10 protein-coding genes are annotated in these 19455 nt (G+C 42.3%); 1 reads left to right on the plus strand and 9 read right to left on the minus strand.

Annotated elements, in window-relative coordinates; translation table 11 throughout:
- Positions 1 to 111 precede the first annotated feature (111 nt).
- From nuoH to ispG, 3 genes are all read right to left on the minus strand, one after another.
- A complete protein-coding gene (gene nuoH / locus M1D52_RS20085) occupies positions 112 to 1206 on the minus strand; it encodes an NADH-quinone oxidoreductase subunit NuoH (protein WP_130856369.1) in 1095 nt (364 codons plus the stop codon).
- A 640-nt stretch (positions 1207 to 1846) separates the two neighbouring features.
- The gene (locus M1D52_RS20090) at positions 1847 to 3583 is read right to left on the minus strand and encodes a thiamine pyrophosphate-dependent enzyme (RefSeq protein WP_437393173.1); all 1737 of its coding nucleotides are present in this window, start codon (positions 3581 to 3583) and stop codon (positions 1847 to 1849) included.
- 100 nt (positions 3584 to 3683) lie between these two features.
- The gene (gene ispG / locus M1D52_RS20095) at positions 3684 to 5696 is read right to left on the minus strand and encodes a (E)-4-hydroxy-3-methylbut-2-enyl-diphosphate synthase (RefSeq protein ID WP_207303758.1); all 2013 of its coding nucleotides are present in this window, start codon (positions 5694 to 5696) and stop codon (positions 3684 to 3686) included.
- Positions 5697 to 5743: 47 nt separating this feature from the next.
- Between ispG and M1D52_RS20100 the strand changes: the two genes are divergently transcribed.
- Positions 5744 to 6406 carry a YceH family protein gene (locus tag M1D52_RS20100; RefSeq protein WP_437393172.1) on the plus strand — a complete coding sequence of 221 codons (663 nt, stop codon included), beginning with the start codon at positions 5744 to 5746 and terminating at the stop codon, positions 6404 to 6406.
- 505 nt (positions 6407 to 6911) lie between these two features.
- On the opposite strand, the gene M1D52_RS20105 is transcribed toward M1D52_RS20100, so the two are convergent.
- The 6 genes from M1D52_RS20105 to sov all read right to left on the minus strand — a co-directional run bounded on the left by M1D52_RS20105 (position 6912) and on the right by sov (position 19271).
- Entirely contained in the window at positions 6912 to 7523 is a 612-nt protein-coding gene (locus M1D52_RS20105) for a sprT domain-containing protein (protein WP_437393171.1), read from the minus strand.
- Between the two features lie 176 nt (positions 7524 to 7699).
- On the minus strand, positions 7700 to 9802 hold the full coding sequence (gene feoB, locus M1D52_RS20110) for a ferrous iron transport protein B (protein WP_013665477.1): 2103 nt from the start codon (positions 9800 to 9802) through the stop codon (positions 7700 to 7702).
- Positions 9803 to 9829: 27 nt separating this feature from the next.
- The gene (locus M1D52_RS20115; RefSeq protein WP_013665476.1) at positions 9830 to 10051 is read right to left on the minus strand and encodes a FeoA family protein; all 222 of its coding nucleotides are present in this window, start codon (positions 10049 to 10051) and stop codon (positions 9830 to 9832) included.
- Positions 10052 to 10510: 459 nt separating this feature from the next.
- Positions 10511 to 10894 carry a VanZ family protein gene (locus M1D52_RS20120; RefSeq protein WP_013665475.1) on the minus strand — a complete coding sequence of 128 codons (384 nt, stop codon included), beginning with the start codon at positions 10892 to 10894 and terminating at the stop codon, positions 10511 to 10513.
- Between the two features lie 170 nt (positions 10895 to 11064).
- Positions 11065 to 11445: a glycine cleavage system protein GcvH gene (gene gcvH, locus M1D52_RS20125; RefSeq protein ID WP_437393170.1), complete on the minus strand. Its 381-nt coding sequence runs from the start codon at positions 11443 to 11445 to the stop codon at positions 11065 to 11067.
- Between the two features lie 740 nt (positions 11446 to 12185).
- The gene (gene sov, locus M1D52_RS20130; RefSeq protein WP_437393169.1) at positions 12186 to 19271 is read right to left on the minus strand and encodes a T9SS outer membrane translocon Sov/SprA; all 7086 of its coding nucleotides are present in this window, start codon (positions 19269 to 19271) and stop codon (positions 12186 to 12188) included.
- Positions 19272 to 19455: the final 184 nt, after the last annotated feature.

The following is a 19455-nucleotide window of genomic DNA, read 5'->3' on the forward strand; positions in this document are numbered from 1 at the left end:
ATCGACTAATCAACTATTCAACCATATTCATCGTTCATCATTTATAATTCCTGCCTACCGGCAGGCAGGCATCATTCAATACTAATAAAACTCTACTCAACCACTTAACTACTAACCGACCATAACCAAAATTCGCCAGATACCGGATATTGCCATACATAAAAAGGCCAACGGTGTTAATACCTTCCAAGATAAACTCATCAATTGATCCACACGTAATCGGGGGAGCGTCCATCTAATTAAAATCTGAATGCCAACAATTGTTAAGGTTTTCAGTAACACCCAAACAATCCCCCATACTATTCCCGTTGTCCAAGCTGCCAATTTCAAGGCTCCTATATTTGGCAGTGGTGTGTTCCATCCGCCCAAAAAAAGCACTACGCCAATCATGGATACCAAAAACATCAAACAATATTCGGCCAGAAAGAAGAAGGCAAAGCGTAAGCCTCCATATTCCGTATGGTAACCCGATACCAGTTCCGATTCCGCTTCCGGAATATCGAAAGGGGCCCGATTACACTCAGCCAACGAAGCGACAAAATAAATGATGTAAGCTAATATTAGATGAGGTGCTTGAAAGATATTCCACGCAAAAAAACCACCTATTTCACTTACATCCCAAAAACCAAGGAAAAGTAGACGTTCATTTGTTAATATTCCTTGATTAATGGTCATCTCCTGCATATCCAGTGTCTGCGTTATCATGACTGCAGCAATTAAGGCTAAACCCGCCGGTATTTCATAAGAAACGATCTGTGCAACTGCGCGGAGCGATCCCAATAAAGAAAACTTGTTATTAGAACCCCATCCCGCCATCAGCACCCCAATAGCCTCTACTGATATGATCGCAATTACATAAAACAATCCCAAATTGAGTGCTGCCGGTGCCACATTTGGCGCCCAAGGCATAGCTGCGAAACCTAGGTATACCGCAACGAATACAATAACCGGAGCAGCTGCAAACAACACCTTATCGCCGCTAGCAGGTGTTATAAACTCCTTTTGCAAAAGTTTAAGAATATCGGCAATCGTCTGCAAGCTGCCAAATTTACCGGTTTCCATAGGACCCAGTCGATCTTGCACAAAGCCTGCTACTTTGCGCTCGGCATACACGGCAAAAAGCGTAAACCCAGCTAAGAAAGTAAACAACAGAATGGCAACCAGAATATATATGATGTAAAAACTCAAGACAAAATTTGCACTAATTGTAATAAATGCAAACTTAATGATTAAGCATGAAAATACTAAATGGAAAATAAACTTATTTTGAATGATTCTAATAACTACTTATTCTGTAGAGCTGAGCGTGGTTATGAGTTGCAGATACCGGTATAAGGCGGTAAGCTATAAGCGCTAAGCTGTAGGCGTACCGAATTACCCTAGCCGGTTATAAGTTTTAAGTTATAGGTTTTAAGTAGGGCTTCTGCTACTATAAGGCCGTAAGCTATAGGCCCTAAGCTGTAGGCGTACCGAATTACCCTAGCCGGTTATAAGTTTTAAGTTATAGGTTTTAAGTAAGAGCTTCTGCTACTATAAGGCCGTAAGCTATAAGCTCTAAGCTGTAGGCGTACCGAATTACCCTAGCTGGTTATAAGTTTTAAGTTATAGGTTTTAAGTAGGGCTTCTGCTACTATAAGGCCGTAAGCTATAAGCTCTAAGCTGTAGGCGTACCGCTGCTACTGCCTGTGTTACTGCAACTATTATCACATTGGCTTATTATTCACTGTCTAATTACTTTCAAGGCTTTAATGAACTGACTTCGTTCGGTTATCACACTAGCTATTCACGATTTTCCTACTTAACAACTTAACTACTCCCTATTTAACTATTCCCCATTAACTGCTCCCTAATAAAGCTCCTTCAAATGCTTATAATTGCTCTTAACGGTATCAAGCACTTCATCCATTCGTCCATTGAGTATCATTTTTCCCATTGTAATGGCATAACCCTTCATCTGAGAGAATTCTATCTTCGGCGGCATTGCCAATGAGTTCGGATTCGTTTTTGCGTGCACCAATACGGGTCCTTGATAAGCCAACGCCGCCTTAATGCCCTGCTCTACCTTATCCGGTTCATCGATGCATATTCCCTTCATACCCATCGCCATGGCAACCGTTGCAAAATCCGGATTGTACATATCCGTTTGCCAATCGGGCAAGCCAGCCACTTCCATTTCCAACTTTACCATACCCAGTGAACGATTGTCGAACACAATTACTTTTATTGGAAGATTATACTGAACAATCGTAGCTAAATCACCTAATAACATTGATAGTCCGCCGTCACCACAAAATGCGATCACCTGTTGATTAGGCCGGGCAAAGGCGGCACCAATAGCCTGCGGCATAGCATTGGCCATCGAACCGTGATTAAATGAACCAAGTAATTCCCGGTTAGCGGTAGCTTGTATAAATCGTGCTCCCCAAACACAGCTCATGCCGGTGTCAACCGTGAATATTGCATCATCTGTGGCTAACTTATCAATCGTATGAGCTAAATATTCGGGTGATATATTATCCTTTTTCCCTCTGTCGTTCACATAAGTCTGCTGCGTCTCTTTTACTTTTTCATAAAGCTTCAATTGCGCTCGTAAAAAACTATCATCTTGATTTTGGTCCAACAGTGGCAACAGTGCTTGCAAGGTATGTTTAATATCGCCCATTAGTCCCATTTTGAGCTTAGCCCTACGTCCCAGCCGTTCCGGCTTTTCATCAATTTGAATAATACCGCAGCTTTCCGGCATAAAGTCTTTATACGGAAAATCAGTTCCCAATAATACAAGCAGATCTGATTCGTGCATGGCATGGTAGGCCGACGGCAACCCCAAAAGTCCGGTCATTCCGACTTCATTCGGATTGTCGTATTGCACATACATCTTACCTCGAAACGAATAACCAACTGGTGCATTTAATTTCTTTGCTAAAGCCACTACCTCGTCATGGGCTTCTTTACAACCAATACCACAAAAAAGGGTAATCCGTTGATGTTGATTCAACAATTGCGCGAGACTTTGTAATTCTTCGTCATTTGGACGTACTACGGGCCTCTGTTTTAGCAAGCTAGTTTCCGTCAATATATCAGCAGCATCTTCCATGGCTACATCACCAGGCATACCAATAACCGCCACACCTTTTTTACTATAGGCATGTTGTAAGGCTGCCTGAAGCATTCTCGGAAATTGTTTCGGCGTCGTAGCTATCTGATTGTAAACACTGCAATCGTCGAATAGCTTAATTGTATTTGTTTCCTGAAAGTAATCAGAGCCCATTTCGTCGGTATGCATGGTTGACGCAATCGCTAATACAGGAGCCCCGGATCGATTGGCATCATATAGGCCATTGATGAGATGTACATGTCCAGGACCGCTGCTGCCCGCGCAACAAGCGACACCATTCAACTCAGCTTCCGCAGCTGCGGCATATGCTCCTGCTTCTTCGTGGCGAACATGTACCCATTGCATCTTGCCGTTTCTTCGTACGGCATCATTTACCTCATTTAGGCTGTCGCCCGTAACTGCATAAATACGTTTAACTCCTGCGTCCCAAAGGGTTTCAACTAGCTGATCTGCCACTTTTTTTGCCATGATAAAAAATTTAAGGTTGTTAGTAAGATCTAGTAATAACAACACATTGGCTTATTAGTTTGGGCAGCGATAGTTTTGAGTGTATAATAGACGATTAAAATTAAGCAAATTCAACCCAATTGCCGTCAGCTCGGATAATTTCTATCAGCTCATTCAAAGCATCTGCAGACTGCACGTTTTTCTTCACAACCTCTTTTCCCCGATAGAGTGTCACCCTATCAGGCCCTGCACCCACATAACCGTAGTCTGCATCGGCCATTTCACCCGGACCATTTACAATACAGCCCATAATGGCTATCTTTAATCCTTTCAGATGATTCGTTCGGCTCCTGATCATTTGCGTGGTTTCCTGTAAATCGAATAAAGTGCGACCACAACTTGGACAGGAAATATATTCAGTTTTTGAAATTCTCGAACGCGTTGCCTGCAAGATAGCAAACGACGCGGATGCAAGCTTATCGGTTGGAATGGAAGCTGCATCAATCCATATACCATTGCCCATTCCATCTATCAAGAGCCCTCCTAAATCAGTTGCAGCATATAATTGCAGTTTAGAAATAGGTTCTTCAGGACTCATCATATCGCCTACCGGTCCGCTAAATTCTACCGGATCATAAGATCGCTTCACAATAACCGGCATCTCCAGTCCCCAACTCCTTAGCTTTACAAAAAATTCCCGTTGATCGGCCATACCATGCAGCTGTCTTGTCTCCAAAACAAAAACCAGGGTTTGATCCATCGGTAAATTTTCGAACGCTTCGCTTTCTAAGTCATCGTGAAAAATGCGCACCAAATTAAGATTGGTATCACGTTCACTAGCATTTATATAATCATGGAGTGTATATAATGGATGCGCATTCTCTTTATTCGTTAAACCCAACCAGGTGGCAAAGTTGTAAACCTGTTTTAAGTTTCCCGGCATGGTAAAGGAGGGCAAATTATCACCAAAAAAAACAAAATCAACGGATTGATCACCCATATGATATTTATCCAACAGGGGGTCGTATATATATCCGATATCCTTTAATACCATAGGGTCTATCAATCGCTTGTTAGATAAGTCAGCCACCACACGGGGGACCATTGATCCGCCGATAAAGGCATTCACCTCTTTCGTTTCATGTCGGCTGCCCAAGTTCTCTACGATAAGTTTCGAATTAGTTACAATTTCTTGTGAATAATTGATCTCCAACACTTGTTCTGCACGTTTTACGTAACGGTTTACTAATGCTCTAGCCACCGGTGCCTCCAATTCCGGCTCTTCTGTTAACGATACCCTCACCGTGTCTCCAAGTCCATCTTCCAATAAGGTACCGATCCCTACGGCCGATTTGATTCTCCCATCCTCTCCATCGCCCGCTTCTGTGACACCTAAATGTAAGGGATAGTTCATCCCTTCGGCCACCATCTTTTCCACGAGCAAACGATATGCTTGTACCATCACCTGCGGATTACTTGATTTCATTGAAATGACGAGGTTGTAATAATGAAGATCTTCACAGATGCGGATAAACTCGAGTGCAGACTCCACCATACCTTCGGGCGTATCGCCATAATGACTCATGATTCGATCCGATAAAGAACCGTGATTTGTACCGATTCTCATGGCGGTACCATACTCCTTACAGATTTTTACCAAAGGAGCAAACTTGGTATAGATTCTCTCTAGCTCTGCCTGATAGGCTGCATCGGTATAAGTCAGCTGGTCAAATTTCTTCTTATCAGCATAATTTCCGGGGTTCACTCGTACCTTTTCAACAATACGCGCTGCTACTTCTGCCGCATTTGGCGTAAAATGAATGTCAGCGACCAGTGGGACTTTGCACCCTCTTTTGAGTAGCTCTTTTTTTATCTCAGCTAAGTTTTGCGCTTCCTTGATACTGGGAGCCGTGATCCGCACATACTCGCAACCAGCCTCCACCATTCGTAACGTCTGTTCAACAGAGCCCTTGGTATCCATCGTATCCACCGTTGTCATACTTTGAATGCGGATTGGATGCGTACCTCCCATCGGAACATCGCCGATTTGTACCTCTCGTGTAAGCCAACGCTTATAATGCGTCAACGATTCACAATATTTTCCGGGGAGCGTTAATTTCTTCGTTAAATCCATAACCTGTATGTGTTGCACAAAGTTAGGTAATTTTCCTATCTTTAGCCATGGAACAACAGATTACCTTACCTATATTAACTAATGAAGAACAGCGGGTATTGGGTTCTTTAATGGAAAAAAGCAAAACGACACCCGAATATTATCCGCTAACATTAAACAGTTTGACAGCGGCTTGCAATCAAAAATCATCGCGGAAGCCTGTCGTGCAATATGACGACGACACCGTTATAACGGCATTGGATTCTTTGCGGAAGAAAGGTTTAGTTGCTACGGCTACCGGAGGCACCAGCCGCACCATTAAATACAGACATACCTTAAGTGTTCTATATCCGATTATACCCGCCGAAGTAGCTATTTTATGTCTTCTGCTTTTAAGAGGTCCGCTAACCGTTGGCGAGATCAACAGTAATTCCGGCCGGCTTTACGAATTTGAATCATTGGCAGAAATTCAGGAGTATCTAGATAAGTTAAGCCAAGAAGCGGAACTGCCTGCCATGATTATTCAAGTTCCCAAGAGACCCGGACAAAAAGAGGTTCGTTATATGCATCTTTTTGGTGGCATGCCTGATTTTGAAAGCAGTGAATTCAATGAAGTGTCTGCTATAAACATCCAAGATACAGGCGTGTTGGAAGCTCGCTTAGCCAAGGTAGAACAAGAACTTGAAGAATTAAAAGAGGCATTTGAAAAGTTAATGAAGGAGCTTTATTAGGGAGCAGTTAATAGGGAGTAGTTAAGTTGTTAAGTAGGAAAATCGTGAATAGCCAATGTGATTAGCCAATTATTCGTAAGTGTTTGCTTTTTCGGCACTCATGAGCTTCCTACGGTCGGTTAGCCGATGTGATAATTAGCCAATTAGCCAGTGTGACAATTAGCCGATGAGCCAATGTGACAATTATTCGTAAGTGCTTGCTTTTTCGGCACTCATGAGCTCCCTACGGTCGGTTAGCCGATGAGCTAATTGGCCAATGCGATAACGAGAAGGGCCGGTGCGACTGAAAGCTGATTTCTGATAGCTGGCTAGTTGTCCAATGCAATGACGGCTCTTACTTAAAACCTATAACTTAAAACTTATAACCGGCTAGGGTAATTCGGTACGCCTATAGCCTAGGGCCTATAGCTTACGGCCTTATAGTAGCAGAAGCTCTTACTTAAAACTTAAAACTTATAACTGGCTGGGGTAACAAGTTCACTTATTAACGACCTAAAGCTAAAGCTTACAGCTTGAACACTTCAGCTACGGGACTAAATAAATAAATTTTGCCGGTCGCTATTTCTTCGCATCGAAAACGGGTTCGATTTTTTTCCCCTTTTTTAAAGATTCGTCCATTGGGAAGTGCAAAAGCACTACCCAATGCTAGTTCTTCCACCCTAACATGCCCATTTTTAGGCTGATCATATTGTTTCAATATACGATATAACGTTAGATCAGAGCAACTGGAAGCAGCCGGATTTGCCAAGTAACTTAATACCGCTTGTCTCACATCATCTGGGAACACCTCCATTTCAAAAAAAGGTTTCATTAATAATTTAAAATTCTGTTTCCATTCTATACCATGAGGTTTTGCCTTTGTTCTGTGTTCATTCCAAGTTTTCAGATGCGCGAATTCATGCACTGTTGTTACCAAAAAAGCATAGGGGTTCAGGTTATGGTTGACCGAGATACGATGTCCTTTGTCTTTGTACGGCGATCTGTAATCACCAAACTTAGATGTCCGGCTTTTGCTGATCTTAAAAAGGCAGGGTGCTTGATGAATCCAACGGGCAATTATTGGGGCAGCCTGCTTCGGAACATATTTTTCTAATGCTAACCTTGTTTTTTCAATCATTTTAAATACGACGCTAAAAATAGCAAGATATTCAGAATAAACAAGGCTTTCACGGCAAGTTCCGGAACACCTAATATTTACATTGGAATAATGCCTGTAATAAACGAACGTTTTTCTTAATCAATTTTAACTATCTCGCTCCGGATAAGCTCGACTTGACACGAAGACACTTTTGTCTATTTTAACAATTGGAACACCAATAGAGAGGAAAAATAAGCCAAAGCCGTCATGTAGGTCAACTGGATAATTGGCCACTTCCAACTTTTAGTTTCCCGATGTACCACCGCGATGGTACTGATACATTGCATGGCAAAAGCATAAAATATCATAAGAGAAAAAGCCGAAGCTACCGTATAAATCGGTTCCCCTGTTATACTATCCTTTGAGCTGAGCATCTTTTGTCGAATTGTTGAGGTATCGTCTTCAGGTTCTTCTACACTATAAATGGTAGCCATCGTTCCCACAAAAACTTCACGTGCAGCAAAAGAAGTAATCAGCGCTATACCAATTTTCCAGTCGAAACCCAAGGGTCTTATAGCCGGTTCAATCGTCTTTCCCAAGATACCAACGTACGAATTCTCCAGCTTCTCTGCTGATTCCAAAAATTGCCGTTCCTCTTCCGAGTAGTTGTTTACGTAATCTTCAGTTTGATATTTTTCTTCGATAGCCTCCATTCGTCCCGGAGGACCGTAAGTTGCTAGCACCCACAAAACAATGGACATGGCAATAATTACCTTCCCTACCTGCAAAACAAAAGTCTTCACTTTCTCGTACATAGTTAAGAAGACATTTTTCCACCGCGGTGCCCGATACACAGGCAATTCCAGGATAAAATAGGATTTCTCCTTGGTTTTGATGACTTTTTTCATAACCCAGGCAACTACAATGGCTCCTATCGTACCTATTAAATACATGCCCATCAGGGCCAAGCCTTGCAGATTAAAGAAACCCCAAATCTTATCGTTTGGCACAACCAAAGAAATTAGTAAAGTATATACCGGTAAACGTGCCGCACAGCTAATGAGAGGCGTTACCATTATGGTAATAATCCGATCTTTCCAGCTTTCAATATTTCTCGTCGCCATAATAGACGGTACGGCACAGGCTAAACCGCCGATCATTGGCACGACCGACTTTCCGTTCAACCCAACTTTTCGCATAATCTTATCCATCAAGAAGGTGATTCTGGCCATATAACCCGTGTCCTCCAAAATGGCAATAAAACCAAAGAGAATGGCAATCTGCGGGATGAACACCAATACCCCGCCCAGCCCTGCTAAGATGCCGTCCAATAAGAGATCAGCTAAAACTCCTTCGGGGATATACTGTCTTCCTATTTCATCCAGCCAGGCAAAAAAACTTTCTATTAAACCCATAGGATACTCGGCCCAGGCAAATATCGCTTGAAAGATGAGTAAAAGAATAGCCAGGAAAGAGACAAAACCCCAAACCCGATGCGTCAAAATACGATCGATTTTACCTGTCGGTGTTTCCGCTATATTCTTAGGCATTTGCTTTACCGATTCCTGTAAAACCGTGCTAATAAAATCATATCGAGCAATCGTTTCTTTGGTTTGCGAATGTTGAGGCTGGAATGCGTTTGCCTGTTCCAGCGATTCGATATGGTTGCTCTCTTCTTCGGTAAGATAATCGAGTATCTCATGTTGATGAGCAAGTAAAAGCGCTACATAATCTTCCTTTATACGAATATCCTGCTTTATCTGCGAGATCAGTGCCGGAGCAATTTCACAAACCTCAATACTTTGCTTTTGCAGCGCAATGCCGGGTGCGTCTGCAATAGCCTGCTTTAATAATTCTATATTCTCATTTTTTCGGGCACTGATAGGCACCACTTGTACGCCCAACTTTTGAGACATTTTATCTACATCGATCAGGATTTTTTCTTTCCGAGCGGCATCCGACATATTCAGCGCCAAAATAATCGGAATTTTAAGATCCGCAACTTGCGTAAACAACAACAGATTCCGTTTAAGATTGGTAGCGTCCACCACCACCACGATCAGATCCGGATGAGAAGCATTTTTGGGATTCGTCAATACTTCCAGCACAATTGCCTCATCCCGACTTTTAGGATAAAGGCTATAACAACCCGGCAAATCGATGATTTCCACATGCTTTCCGTTTGGAAGTTTAGTGGTTCCTGTTTTTTTATCAACGGTAATACCTGGAAAGTTCCCAACTTTTTGATTGAGTCCGGTCAGACTATTAAACAAAGTTGATTTACCCGTATTCGGATTCCCTACTAACGCTACTCTCATGAATATCTGTACTTATCTATCTATATTTTACAATCCCTCAACAATAATAGTTGCCGCTTCTTCCTTTCGCAAACTAAGCTGATAACCGGCAATAGACACCGCAATGGGATCTCCCAAAGGAGCCACCCGTTCAAAAGTAATCCGTTCTCCCGGTAAACATCCCATTTCCATAAGCTTTACGGAAAGGTTTAGGTCAGTAAAATCTTTAATAATACCGGAACTTCCGATTTTTAATGCTGTCAGTTTCATCCGTAAATATTTTTTATCTCTAGTCGACGGCCGACCTGCCGGTAGGCAAGGCTATATTCAAAACCTAAAGGCTTATGAATACAGATTCAACATCCGACATCGTGAAATGCGACATTTCCCTAGGTGCCTTTCCAATCCGTCGACAGTGACGACCCAAAAAAGGCAGGGAGCCTTATCGCAAACAAATCCAAAGGTAAGCTTTATTTAGAATGATTCAAAAAAAGATATTAGCTTCTTACAAATTCACGACTAAATCAGCGCTTCATAAACTCATAGCTATCGGTTCACGGTTCTATAGTGTTTACTAATTGGCGGGCAATTACATCCTTTTTTGAAAAGTCCGCAAGAACTAAGCAAGAGACATAAGCCAACTAAAAAGAAAAGGATATACCTATTGTTCATATAAATTTCCATTCTATGTTAAAAAAACTCAGACACTTCTTGTTTTAACTTTTCGCGTTATATTTTTGCTGCCCTATAGCTTCTATGCAACACGAGATACGAAAACAATCCCATACCCGTACCAGTCATGTCGGCAAAAACATCCCACCAATCACCGCTACGATAGGTAAAGAACTGATACTGTAAAAATTCTGTAAGTAAAGCAAATATTGCCGAAAAAATGAGCGCTTTCAAAAAAATACCGAATTGAGGCTGATGAGTTTTCTTTTTTCTTGCGTAACCTAAACAGAGCAAAACCGAAAAAACAAAGAAAAATCCAGTATGTACCAATTTGTCCATTCCTTCAAAGTGCGGTACTTTTTCTGTCGTGTTATCCATTGGCAAACAAGTAAGTAACAATACAACTACGGCCCACAAGATGGCCCATATAAAATGCTTCATAGCTTAGCGCAGGGGGAGAATAAAAGTATCATTCTATAAAATGATCAAGAAATAAACCAATAGTAAAAAATTAAAGCGATAGACTACTATTAAAAGAAGCAATCTATCGCTTTCACTTGTCTCGTAATACGTAATATTAATGACAAAATCGAATTCGGTAAAGCAGCGTATTAAGCTCCTACCAATGCTTGATATGCTTCAGCAGAAAGTAATCCGTCCAGCTCTGCACTATTACTGATTTTCACTTTAATAATCCAACCGTCACCATAAGGGTCATTGTTTACCAATTCCGGCGACCCATCCAACGCTTCATTTACACTTAACACAGTTGATGTCACCGGCATGTACAAATCAGAAACGGTTTTTACTGCTTCCACCGTACCAAATACGTCATTAACAGCCACCTCATCACCCACCGTATTGATGTCTACAAAAACGATATCGCCTAATTCACGCTGAGCAAATTCAGTAATTCCTATGGTTGCTTCATCGCCCTCTACACGGATCCATTCGTGGTCTTTCGTGTACTTTAATTCAGCTGGAAAATTCATTATTATTTTGTTTAGTGCTTTAGTAACCCTTCTTCGTTAAGAAGACCGGTATATTCATGTTGTTTTTTTGCCAAACTTAGATAAAATTGCTTTCAAATGCAATTTTCATTGCGTGGCTCTATGCTTTAGCCCCTGAGCGGGGACGGGGAACTTGTTAGTAGGAAATAGTGATTTTTAGCTATTAGTTTTTAGCTATCAGCTTTCGGCTATTTGGTTATAAGTTCTAAGTTATAGGTTATAGGTTATAGGTTTTAAGTAGGGGCTTCTGCTACTATAAAGCCGTAAGCTATAGGCTCTAAGCTGTAGGCGTACCGAATTACCCTAGCCGGTTATAAGTTCTAAGTTATAGGTTTTAAGTAGGGGCTTCTGCTAATGTGGTAACCATTATCACATTGGCTCATTCACCAGCTGTCAGTAATCAGCTTTCAGTCGCACCGGCCCTTCTCGTTATCGCATTGGCCAATTGGCTCATTATCACATCGGCTAACTGACCGTAGGAAGCTCATGAGTGCCGAAAAAGCAAACACTTACGAATAATCAACGAGCTTTCGGTAATCAGCTATCAGCTTTCAGTTGCGCTAGCCTCTCATCATCACATTGGCTCATCGGCTAATTATTCACTATCTGTTTTTATTATTAAGGTGTTCATGAGCTCACTTTGTTCGGTTATCACATTGACCAATTAACGTCTCAACAACTCAACTATTTCCCTACTCAACTATTTCCCTATTAACTACTCCTTACTGCAATAATATCCTCAAATTGAATCCGAAGTTGCTATAGGCCGTTGCATAGGTTTGCGAAGTATAAGGCTTCACTGCATTGCTATCGAAGAACATTCGGATATTAAAACGATTATTGAACATATAATCGATAGACGGTCGGTAAGTAATATTTTTATTTCCTGAGGCCATTTCAGAAAACTCGGAATCGGACCGGTATACCAAGGTTTTCATATCATTGATAGCCACATCCAGTTTAAAGGTCAAATCGTTTGAAACTTTTCTATCTGCAAACCAACCAAAGGGAAATCTAAAATTAGCAACACGATAGCCTGCCCCCAAAATGAAGCCTTCATCCAGTAGCTGTGCCAATTGACTGTTCTGTAGGCTAAGACTTAAAGTCCGAGCCTTCCTATATTCCGCATTGGCTGTTAGGTTATTCTTGAAACGAGCGTTGAAGCCAATCAGGGGTAAAAATTGCTCTTGTAAAGTAATTTGTGAGAATTGATATTGTGGCAAAAAGTTTCCATTGACATCTCTCACCGAAGACGCGCCATTCGTTTCACCATATCGAATAAGTGTGGTGTAACCATTAATATTATAGAGTGTTCGATAACCATGTACCAGTTCCAACGAGGATAAATAATCGCTAAAGAAAGGATATTTCGCCAATCCATTATACATAATACGCCAGTTAGGTATCGGTATACGCGGGAACACACCTAAGCTCTGCTTCTCCGGGCTTTTGCCTGTATAAGCCGCCAGAAAAGCGCCAACTACTACGTCTTGTGCCGTATTTCCATATCCATCAGCAAAATCGCCGATCGTTCCTTCCGAATTGGGATTTAATTGTCCCAATCTTCGTGAGATTGTCCCTCTGTTTCTTTCAAAAGTTCTGAAAAGCTCATCTTTGTTCGAAAAGGCCGTTTTCAAAGAGAGATACGATATGCTGTAATCCCCTGCTGTAACCGGTGTTACCCGCTCAAATCCTTGCGTATCTTCGTTAAAGAGCACTTGCGTGGTAAAATTTCTATTTTCAATCCGCGTAGCTGTCAAGTCGATCCGTAGATCCTTAAAGGGCTCCAGTGTAGCGCGGATACTCAAATCCTCGCGTAAAGACTTCGCATAAAGTTGCGTCTGCAGGCTATCGGTACTCAACCATCCATTGGCAATCGCTTTTCCTAATATATCCCCTTGTCCACCAAATATGAATCCGAAGCCTGGGGCATTCATATCGAAGTCCAAACCCAGGATATTTGTTTTCCCGAGATATCCGGGTAAAAACGTTCCATCAACCCTGGTGTAAGCAGCGTTAATATCCTTAATGCCGGAAACAAAGTTTGCCAGGATTTCAGTTCCTTTGTTCGGACTTCGTCCATTTCGCGCATCCCTAAAGAAGGGGAATTTATTAAAGAGCCCCAAAAGATTGAACCGCGGATTTAGTTGCAAGGTCCGCGAGTTCTGAATCGTATTTCCGATATTCAGGTTCGGGTCGTTGATTGCCAATAAGGGTTGGGTCTGCCAAGCGAACTGACTTCCATAACGAGCGGCTACATTGATCCAATCAAGTCCCGGAATTTTATCCAGCGGCACATTATAGGTTAAATTCATCATATGGTTATAGTCAGTCGTTCTCCCCAACTTCCAGAAGTTTTCCCATAAAGTATCCCGCTTTAAGCCATCCAAACGTCCCTGCGGTTCATCTATAATAGAATAGTTAGTAGCATTAAAATCCAGCTTTAGTGAGCGAGTAAGATTCCAGCTGATACCATATAGCCGCGTCATCGTAAAATTCTTATTATAGAGGGTACCTATATTACCGGCAGGCAGGTAGTTATCCGGTGAACTGCCGGTACGAAGTGTGTTCTCGGTGTAAAGTCTTTGTACATCAATCCGAAAATTAATAAAAGAAGGCATCAAATTAAAGTTCAGATCACTTAATAGACGAGTATATCTTCCTTTAAATAATTTCTTCAGCGGTTCTATGTACTTATCTTTATTTTGCACATAATCGTAAGATAGTGAAGCGCGATAATTGTTTTGAACGGATTTCTCTGTCAAATAATCACGATGGTAAAACTGTGAGAAAGCATAGGAGACGCTAAAGTTCTCGATATCCCACAAACGTACCGGTTTTTCGTTATCCATACGCAACTTCCGCACGTTCATGAAGCTGATACTTTTGCGCGTCGTATAATCCTGCGTCAGGCGCAGAAGGGAATCTTTTTGATTATCATTCAGTCCATCCAGTGCCGATTTCATTTCAATGTCCGGCATTAAGGGATTGTATTGTGGGGTACGCACCTGACTTGAATAATTAAAGTAAAAAGGAATTCTAATGCCCGTGCGTTCGGGGAAGAACTTACCTAGCTCCACACTACTTGTAAAGTCAAAAAATCGATCTTCCGTCCGATTTCGCTCATTGATTCGCGCGTCGATTGCACCAAAGCCAATGGTACTCTTACTTCCAGAAACCGTCACATCTGCGAAATCGGCCAATTTAGCATTTAAGCGAGCTGTTGCGGCCCATCCCCCCTTATCCTCATAATCGGTCAAACGTAATTCATTGAACCAAATAACACCTGATTTCTCCATCCCGTCATCATTTGCATTATTTTGTCCTTTCAACGGATTTTTGACACCCAGCATATAGAATCTGATTTTACTGATGTCCGGTTGTCCTTTAATCGTCACGGTATTTGTGCCATCCACAAAGCTATAGGGCACATTGATCGGCCAAGGACTACCATCGGGTAGGGTAGCTTTATTTCTTGCTTCTTTTGCCTCCTGGAATAGTTTAATTTCGACATTCATACGATTACTTGACGGCCAAATGGCGTCTGGATCCCGGCTTCCCGGCGTCGTTACTTCGAGTGGCATTTCGTACTCATAATAGTTTTCGATGCCATCGGTTCCCACCCTTATAAAACCATGTAAATCTCCACTTCGCAACTCATCGCCTTCCGCGTGAACAAACATCTGCAAGCGTTTGTAAGCTCGAAAGTCATTGGTGGAAGTACGATAGGCCGCTTGTCCATAACCATCTCGCAACCGGTTGACGGTGACCGACAAAGCCTGCTCATTCAATTGTACATTTGTGTTATAATTGCCATAATCGATCTGTCGTTCGATGCCCGGAGGAACTACGTACGGAATCGGTTGCCTGTTCCCGTTTTCTTCAATACTAACCGCCGCTACTTCAATGGTAGAATTGTCTAAACCCGGATTATTTAAAGTTGGATCTGCAATGACTTTTGTAGGCGATCGTTCCGAATTGAATCGCCGCCATTCGCCCCTTACCAATTGTAATCTCGCCATTCTTAGGATAGACGTATCCGCGAAATTTGTCATGAACATCCGTATAAAGCGAATAGACTTAAAGTCTTGGGGATCGCCTGCCTTGGATTCGTATTGCGTAATTGGAATGCGTAGTTGATACCATTTCACATTTTCCTTCTTACCATTGGCCAAGGTAACGGGTGCATCAATCATATCCACAATAAAGTTCTTACCCACCATCATATCCTGCGGACGAACAGAAACACGGTACTGATAATACTCGTCGATCTGGTTCATGGTATTATCCCGATTGACATCCTCCCCATCGGGTAATAAGGTAGATGCCGACGTATTGACTCCATCTCCTGCTCCGGCCTGCTCCGCAGTTTTGCTATTACCCTCCGTCCCGTTAAATCGCTCATACCGTTTTAGAATACCGGCATTCTGCGCATCCAATTCGGCACTTCTAAAATAGCTGAAGTTATCGCTTGAGGGGTCGTTATTTAACTCCTGTAAAGGTTGCGGGTTTAACGTTGCACTAGCTTGCGACAGAAAGTTCGAAAAATGATTTCGTTCGTCGGCATCGTTCAAGGCATCTAAGCCGACATCCTGTAATGCGCGTTGATCGGGATTATTCGCGAAGGCCTGCACCATGGGTTGCAGTTTAGGAACTCTTCCCCAATTGGTTAGGTCCATTTCTGCATAATTGCCATTCGTAGGCAGTGCGTTTTCCACGGCCCGACGCCCGTCTTTTAAGATATCTTCCGAGATATTTCCCAAGTTGAAATAAAGATCCCCACCCTCATCCTGTGGTTTATAAATGAACGGATCCATCATCCAAAGCTCGATAAATTCGATATTTTGTGCTTCAAAATCAGGCGTTTGAATTTGTCGGAACATACCTCCCCAGCGGGATTTGGGATTGGTTAAGGTACCATCACTGTTTACACCTGAAAGCGTATAGTTATAAGGGCCTCTTATTGTAGGATAAAAACTGAGGTCAAGTGTAGACATGAACAAAGGCTGTCCGGTAACCGTTTGCTTATTCGGAAACACCTCCTGTTCCAATACCTCCCGTACGTAGTGGTTCGACAATTCCGTTAAATTGCCCCTAATATTCGCAGGTGTAAGACTATTATCATTCCGATAAAAAACCGGATCAATATTATAGAAGGCTAGTCGGGCCCTGTTGTAGCCATAGCGTAAATCATTAGATAGCTGTGACTCGGGAAACAATTGAGGCGTACCCGAAATTTGCCAGCTATAGGCGCCTTTTAAATCAATTATAGACCGACTGTTTTCAAAATCATCAATATAGCTGGCGCCATTTCTGGATCCGGCGATATTGGTTGCCTTCGAATGTCCCGGTATCAGATTAGCAAATTCGCCATAGAAGGAAATAGTAGATTCCTCACGTGTATTAATAAATGGAATTTTATCCACCATACGCGTAAGCCATCGAGAAGGAGCGTTATAGTTCACATCAAATCCCCAAATGGTATTGGAGATTGGTTCTTGCGCTAAATTGACTTTTTGCGTTAGTGGTCGTTCCGATAAATTCATAATGGTACCGCCCAGTTGAAGCTGGTCGTTCACCATATAATCTAATCGGGACCCAAATAAGGTCCGTTGTTGTAAGCCAAAGAGTTCATTGTTTTCCATCTTTATTCGAATGGCCTGCCCGGATCTTAGTAGCGCCTCATTTAAGATGCGTACCCTTCCAATTTCGTAATCCACCGTAAAGTCTGCCCCTTCTTGCAAGGGAATCCCACCTGCATAGACCTGTACCGACCCTCGGGGGATGTTAATCGCTCCTAGCTGGAACTCCGATCCTGCTTCGGATTCATAGGTGCCGCGTATTGCGTATCTATTTTTGTTGGCAAACAGTTGCTGTGCAACCACCTTGGTTGAGTCATAGAGTTCTTGAAACGCATACCGCTCTGCCAACTGCTCCTCTCCCGGGGCGAATAAGCTCTTCAAATCCTTTCCGAAAGGTTCCACTACCGGGAATACAACCCTTCCATATTCCGGGTCGATCGTCAGGCCTTCCAAAAAGTCAAAAACCCCGTCAGGCTGTCGATCATTCTGTGGATTAAGTCGGTCCAAGCCTGTCAACTGCAGCCATAATTTGTTGGTGGTATTTTTCCCTTCAAACATCACCGGCCGTTCAACCCCCGTTTCGTCTTCCAGTCTAAAGACATTCAGAATAAAATTATTTCGTCCTACCCGATAAGCACCGATCGAGTAGATGTTTTTCATCATTAGGTCCCAAACAGGTAAATTAGGCTTCAATACTTCATTTTTCAACAACTTGGTAAAGAGCACCTGTGGATTGGATGGGGTAATAGGAATATCCGTAGAAAATTCGCCTACCTGGTATTCCCTCCCGTTGGCTGTATAGCGATAAGCAACCGCCAGTACCTGATCAGCGTTTAATGGTGTATTTAAGGAAATATATCCCAACCGTCGATTCACAGTATACTCCTTTTCCGTTAATTTCCGTGCATTGGAAAGGCGAGCATAGTTGTCGTTAGCTCCACTACTTTGGAAAAGGGCGGCAACAGCATTTGATGAGCTATAGCGGGCATCGGGGTATTGCTGTTGCAAAATCTGCAAGAGCCGGTTCGACTGTTCAGGAAAGGCAGGGTCGCCTACCACACCCGCCGCCGGTAACTGAGAACCTCCCGGCTGATTAAACATCGGATTCCAGGGGCGACTTTCTCCTAGGTCCATAAAAGCCAATACATCTCGGCTATTTTCGATCGAGTTACTCCTATTCGTAACCCAAACTTCGATCTGCGTAATATTAACATTCGTTAATAATAAAGGAGCATTGGACATTGCTCTATTATAATTGTCGCGAAAGTACTGCGCAAGGAAGTAATGCTTGTTCTGTTCGTACTCGTCAGCTTTCAACGAAAACTCATTTTGCTGCGCGCCATTGGTAATAGTGATCTCCTTGCTTTGCGATCGTTGCTGTGAAAAGACACTCGTTACCCCCAATTTACCAAATTGCAATTGCGTCTTTACACCGAAAAGAGCTTGTGTGCCTGAAATTAATGTAGAATTTAAAGGCATACTTACATTACCCACTTCGATACGACGAATGATTGCGTCATCTTTTCCCACGTAGTCAAACTTAATCTGATTTTCAAAGTCGAACTGCGCCTCCGTATTATAATTGGTAATGATGCGCATTCGATCACCGATCTGACCGGTTAAGTTCATCTGGATACGCTGATCGAAATCAAATCCGAATTGCTTCCGTTGGCGCTCATTGAACATGGGATTATCGTTTTTATTATATTGTCCCATAATGGTAGCATCCACACTTCCCCTAGGTATAATATTAATCGTATTTCCACCAAAAATCTTCTCGAAAGTAGGGCTATTCACTTGAATACTAGGAATCCATCCATCTTTCCGCGCACGTCTGGAAAAGTCATCCGACAGCTCTCGCCAAGTACGTTCTTTCAACGATTGGTTTTCATATTGCTGATATTCGTCAATACTCAAGTACTGTGGCGGACGGTACATGCTGCTTCCAATATTATCTCGAATGATATATTGCCTACCAATGGGATCAAAGTCTATTTCCCTTTTGATAGTCCCGGGCTTACGAAGATGAATACCATTATCTCGTTGGTATAAATTTAGGAAAGGTTCGTCCTTAATGGGATAAAGCACTCCCGTACTGTCACTTACATTCTTAGTACTATCTCTATTAGTTGATAATGCCGGCTTTTGCCGGGCCAAAACATCTATCGCCCCCGGAACTGAAAAGAAAAAAAGAAAAAATAGTATACTCGAAAAGGTATTTTTCACAGCACAGGTAAATGAATGTACTTGCTTTATAATATAATTGATAACTTGAGTTCAGGCCATTACTATGGCTTAAAAAAACACCACCAATTCAGGTACAAACGAACAAAAAAGTGCACACATGGCCTTTGTTCATTTTGTTCAGATTTTAGCCAAGAAACACTAATTCGTAGATAATTATTTTTCC

Source organism: Olivibacter sp. SA151 (assembly GCF_054130995.1).